This is a genomic window from Enterobacter sp. CFEC122 (assembly GCF_052983755.1).
Genome location: NZ_JBRIQR010000084.1, coordinates 1 through 4,896 on the forward strand (window position 1 = coordinate 1; position 4,896 = coordinate 4,896).

The window sequence follows — 4,896 nt, forward strand, 5'->3', positions numbered from 1 at the left end:
CTTTCATCAACCTGCGTAGGGGCAGGCATAACCGGTTGGGAATTGCCCTTCAACTCACAACTGCCCGCTTTCTGGGAACCTTCTTGTCCGATCTCATGCAAATACCGCCCGGTGTCCAGTTTTATGTCGCAAGGCAACTTAACATCCGCTATCCAGAGATCATTTCCCGCTATGCTCAAAGGGAAAACACACGTTGGGAGCACCACGGGCTTATCAGGCAGCACTATAGCTATCATGATTTCGGTGATTTCCCGTGGTCGTTCAGACTGAAGCGATTGCTGTATACCCGTGCATGGCTCAGTAATGAACGCCCCGGACTGATGTTCGATTTTGCCACCGCGTGGTTGCTTCAAAATAAAGTGTTGTTGCCAGCCGCATCCACCCTGACGAGAGTCATTGGTGAAATCCGTGAGCGTGCGACCCGCCGCTTGTGGCGAAAATTGGCCGCGCTGCCAAACCGTTGGCAGACCGCACAACTGGCTGGGTTACTTGAAATCCCCGAAGGACAGCGACTCTCAGTGATGGAGCACCTAAAAAGAGGCCCTGTCACTATCAGCGGCCCCGCGTTCACTGAAGCACTTGAACGTTACACTCGCCTGCGCAGCCTGGAGTTTTCCTGTCTGAATTTCACTGGGCTGCCCGCCATACAGCTCCGCAATCTGGCACGCTATGCCGGAATGGCATCGGTGAAATATATCAGCAGAATGCCAGAAGAACGGCGGCTGGCGATCCTTACCGCATTCGTGAAAGCGCAAGAAATCTCGGCGCTGGACGAGGCCGTTGACGTGCTGGATATGCTGATCCTCAATATTACCCGGGAGGCGAAGAAAACCGGGCAGAAAAAGCGACTTAGGACGCTCAAGGATCTTGACCGCGCGGCGTTGCTGCTGGCGCGGGCATGCGCACTTTTACTTGATGAAGATACCGCCGATGATTTGCTGCGAAAGACCATATTCAGCAGTGTGTCTGTCGCCAGACTGGCAGAGTCCGTGGAAAAAGTGAATGAACTGGCCCGCCCCCAGGATACAAACTTTCAGGATGAAATGGTGGAGCAATACGGACGGGTAAGGCGTTTTTTGCCCGCACTACTGCGCGATCTGCACTTCCGTGCGGCCCCAGACGGTGAACATACCTTGGCTGCCATCCATTACCTGGCAGAGCTAAACGGCTCGAAAAAACGGATCCTGGACGATGCACCTGAACATATCATTTCAGGCCCTTGGAAACGCCTGGTGTACGATGCTGACGGTCGGATACAGCGAGCAGGTTACTCGTTGTGTCTGCTGGAGCGACTTCAGGATGCGCTACGCCGTCGTGACATCTGGTTGGAAAACAGCGATCGTTGGGGTGATCCGCGCCAAAAACTTCTTCAGGGGGAGGAATGGCAGGCGCAGCGGGTTCCAGTCTGCCGGGCATTGGGTCACCCCACTAATGGCAGTAAAGCATCGGAGCAATTGGCCGCTCAGTTAGATGAAACCTGGAAAACGGTGGCATCACGTTTTGATCGCAATACCGCCGTGGACATCTGCAATGAAGGTAAACATCCTTCGCTGACCATCAGCAGCCTGGATAAATTGGATGAACCACCGGCGCTGATACAACTGAGCAGCCGAGTCAGACAATTGCTTCCACCCGTTGACCTGACAGAACTGTTGCTCGAGATTGACGCCAGAACTGGCTTCACCCGTGAATTCAGCCATGTCAGCGAGTCAGGTGCCCGTGCGCAGGATCTGCATATAAGCCTGTGTGCGGTGATGCTGGCTGAGGCCTGCAATATCGGACATGAGCCGCTGATCAAGCACAATATCCCTGCACTGACTCGCCATCGTCTGAGCTGGGTGAAACAGAACTACATCCGAGCAGAAACGCTGGTTAGCGCCAATGCGCGGCTGGTTGATTTTCAGTCCTCGTTAGCGTTGGCAGGATACTGGGGGGCGGGGAGGTAGCCTCCGCTGATGGTATGCGTTTTGTCACGCCAGTGAAAACGGTGAATTCTGGCCCCAACAGAAAATACTTTGGTTCAGGGCGCGGCATCACCTGGTACAACTTTGTCTCTGACCAATATTCGGGTTTTCATGGCATAGTGATTCCTGGAACACTGCGGGATTCCATCTTTGTGCTGGAAGGGCTACTTGAGCAACAAACGGGACTAAACCCGGTTGAAATCATGACGGACACAGCAGGTACCAGTGACATTATCTTTGGCCTGTTCTGGCTACTGGGATACCAATTTTCACCTCGTCTGGCGGATGCGGGTGAGGCTGTGTTCTGGCGGGCCGACAAAGCAGCGAATTACGGGGCGTTGGACAAACTGGCGCGGGGTTGTGTTGACCTTTCTAAAATCGAAAGCCACTGGGATGAGATGATGCGGGTTGCCGGTTCGCTGAAGCTGGGCACTATTCATGCGTCAGAACTCATTCGATCGCTATTGAGAAGTACCCGACCGTCAGGGCTTGCTCAGGCAATAATGGAGGTCGGAAGAGTTAACAAGACACTGTATCTTCTCAACTATATTGATGATGAGGACTATCGTCGCCGGATCCTAACACAGTTGAACCGGGGTGAAGGCCGCCATGCCGTTGCAAGAGCCATCTGCTACGGTCAGCGTGGCGAGATCAGAAAACGTTACCGCGAGGGGCAGGAAGATCAGTTGGGTGCGCTGGGTCTGGTGACAAACGCAGTGGTGCTGTGGAATACGCTTTATATGCAGGAAGCCTTGTCGCACCTGCGCAGCATCGGGGAAGGGCCAGAGGATGAACATATCGCGCGGCTTTCGCCTCTGATGCACGGTCATATCAACATGCTGGGACATTATACGTTCACACTACCGGAGGATATTATGAAGGGGGAATTGAGGCCGTTAAATCTCAATTTAAACAATGAATTATCTCCTTAGCGTGGTTTTTTACATCATTGGCCCTCAAACCCCATGATGATGGTTTCGAAACGTCTTAAGGCCAAAGACTATCGAACGGTTTCCACGGGATTTAACGTCCTGAGCTCTAAGCCAGGGCTGATAACTTTGGCCATAGCCCACTCCTATGCCGTCACCTAGCGCATTTTCATAATCCAAATAGGATTTGAGACGCCTACCCCTACCCATGATCGTACCCAAAAAACGACATTGATACGTACCTATATGTGCATTTTATAGTCTCCAACCCTATAACCACACATTCAGTAAGCATACAACATTAGCGTCGTTTTTTGAGAATGGTTACAACTTTAGTGCTTTGTGTACAACTTTATTGTCTTCGGACAGTAGGACCCTCTAAAACCAATAGAATTTACGTAGAAACGCGTTTAGTAAAGGCTTTACTAATTACTAATGACTAACATATTAGCACTTTCAGATCTGTCAGCAATAACCCCGGGCGGCGAAATAATGAGAAGAGTTCTTCCGGAGAGCCTTTTCTTTCTATCTGATTGATTTTTAACACTTTTAAATGTCAGCTTTATGTAAACCTGTGGGATTTACTCCTAATTAAATCCCATAGTATGAAAATTAGGCATTTGCAAACCTTAATGACGTGACGTTGTCACGTAAATCAATGGAATTTAGTCTCTAGTAAAGAGTTAACTAGTGACTAACTGCCTGATCGGTGTGCTTGAACGGTGCACTTCAGGCCGGATATAAAAATTGATGAGAGATATACAGAAAATGATGGACCGGCTTAATAAGCCAGCCTTTCTTGGGATGATTGATGATGTTGAACACGCTATAAAGCGAAAATGCCCCTTTTTAACCTATAGGTTGGGCACTATGAGTAAGATACAATCAAATCGCCAGTCAGATGGCTAATTTCATTTTGACCAAAGCGGGCTATTTCAAGCGTTATCGCTGAGACGAGGCTTCAATGACAAGTACACTTGACCCATCACACAAGCAAATTGAAATGTGGCGCAGAGCTACCGGTTCCGAAGGTGGACTCAACGAATACCGCAACTGGGTTCTGGAAAATAGTATGAGATTTACAGCATACGGTATCCATACCGTTATCGTCGAAGGTGAGGCGAAGCATATAACAGCGCTTGATGATGTTACCCTCTGTAACGAGTGGGCGAAGCTTAAAAGAGAAAACAATAGGCTTTACGCAGCAAATGAAAAAATTTGCTCTGGCTGGCGTGGTTTTGTGTTGCGTTTGTTAGGAATAACACTGTCATGCAGAAAACCGGTCATCTTACTGGGGGCAGACGCGAAGAATCAAAATGATGCCGTGAAAGGGGCTGATTTGTAATTTTCAGGCGAGCCCACCGTTCTTAGAAAGCTGTTCTATGGGTATGTAAGGAAGATAATGTTCTCTGAACGCTCAGTACACTTAATCACTTCCTGTACAAAGGGCAAGAATCATCAGGGCCACGTCTGGCCGACATTGGACATAGATCCAAAACAAACCCCGGACGACGCAGCATATGCCTGGAGTAACATTGTAGACGACGCCAGAAGTAATCAGGCGGTACCGGCATTGTCCTTGTATTCAGGTAATCACTGGTCTACGGCAAAGGAAATTTTAAACTCAACCAGAAATCTGGAGTTGTGGATAATCTCTGCCGGGATGGGGTTTTTAAATAGTCGAGATCGGGTGCCCTCTTACGAGGCGACATTTCATCAAGTACCATTCAGGCATGATCTCTGGTGGAAAGCCATCACAAAATCACTAGGAAAGCATAACCGTTGCGCAACTATAAGCCAGTTAATGCAGTCCAGTCCGAATGATGAATATTTGATTGCGGCTTCGCCTGTTTATATTGCTGCTGTCCAGAATGACATCCTGAAGGGCATTGAGAGTTTGACTCATCCTCTTACGCAACTAACGATCGTGACATCAGGGGCATATGCTGGCCCACTTGAAGAATACTTAATTAAGAGTTCTTCTAGGATGATGAAAGAGCTAG

General features: G+C 49.2%; 2 protein-coding genes and 2 pseudogenes. 3 read left to right on the plus strand and 1 reads right to left on the minus strand.

Features of this window, described 5'->3' with window-relative positions; translation table 11 throughout:
* Positions 1-2,896: pseudogene (locus ACVCAM_RS25860) on the plus strand (Tn3 family transposase); the annotation flags it as partial.
* Between the two features lie 36 nt (positions 2,897-2,932).
* Here the strand turns inward: ACVCAM_RS25860 and ACVCAM_RS25865 are convergent.
* Positions 2,933-3,103 (minus strand): annotated as a pseudogene (locus ACVCAM_RS25865) (TnsA endonuclease N-terminal domain-containing protein); the annotation flags it as partial.
* Between the two features lie 754 nt (positions 3,104-3,857).
* On the opposite strand from ACVCAM_RS25865, the gene ACVCAM_RS25870 reads away from it, so the two are divergent.
* Together ACVCAM_RS25870 and ACVCAM_RS25875 are read left to right on the plus strand one after the other, a co-directional pair.
* Positions 3,858-4,238 (plus strand): hypothetical protein, encoded by a 381-nt coding sequence (locus ACVCAM_RS25870; protein ID WP_001371925.1) that lies wholly within the window; start codon positions 3,858-3,860, stop codon positions 4,236-4,238.
* A gap of 57 nt (positions 4,239-4,295) precedes the next feature.
* The coding region (locus ACVCAM_RS25875) for a hypothetical protein (protein ID WP_031623894.1) at positions 4,296-4,896 on the plus strand (601 nt) is incomplete at its 3' end.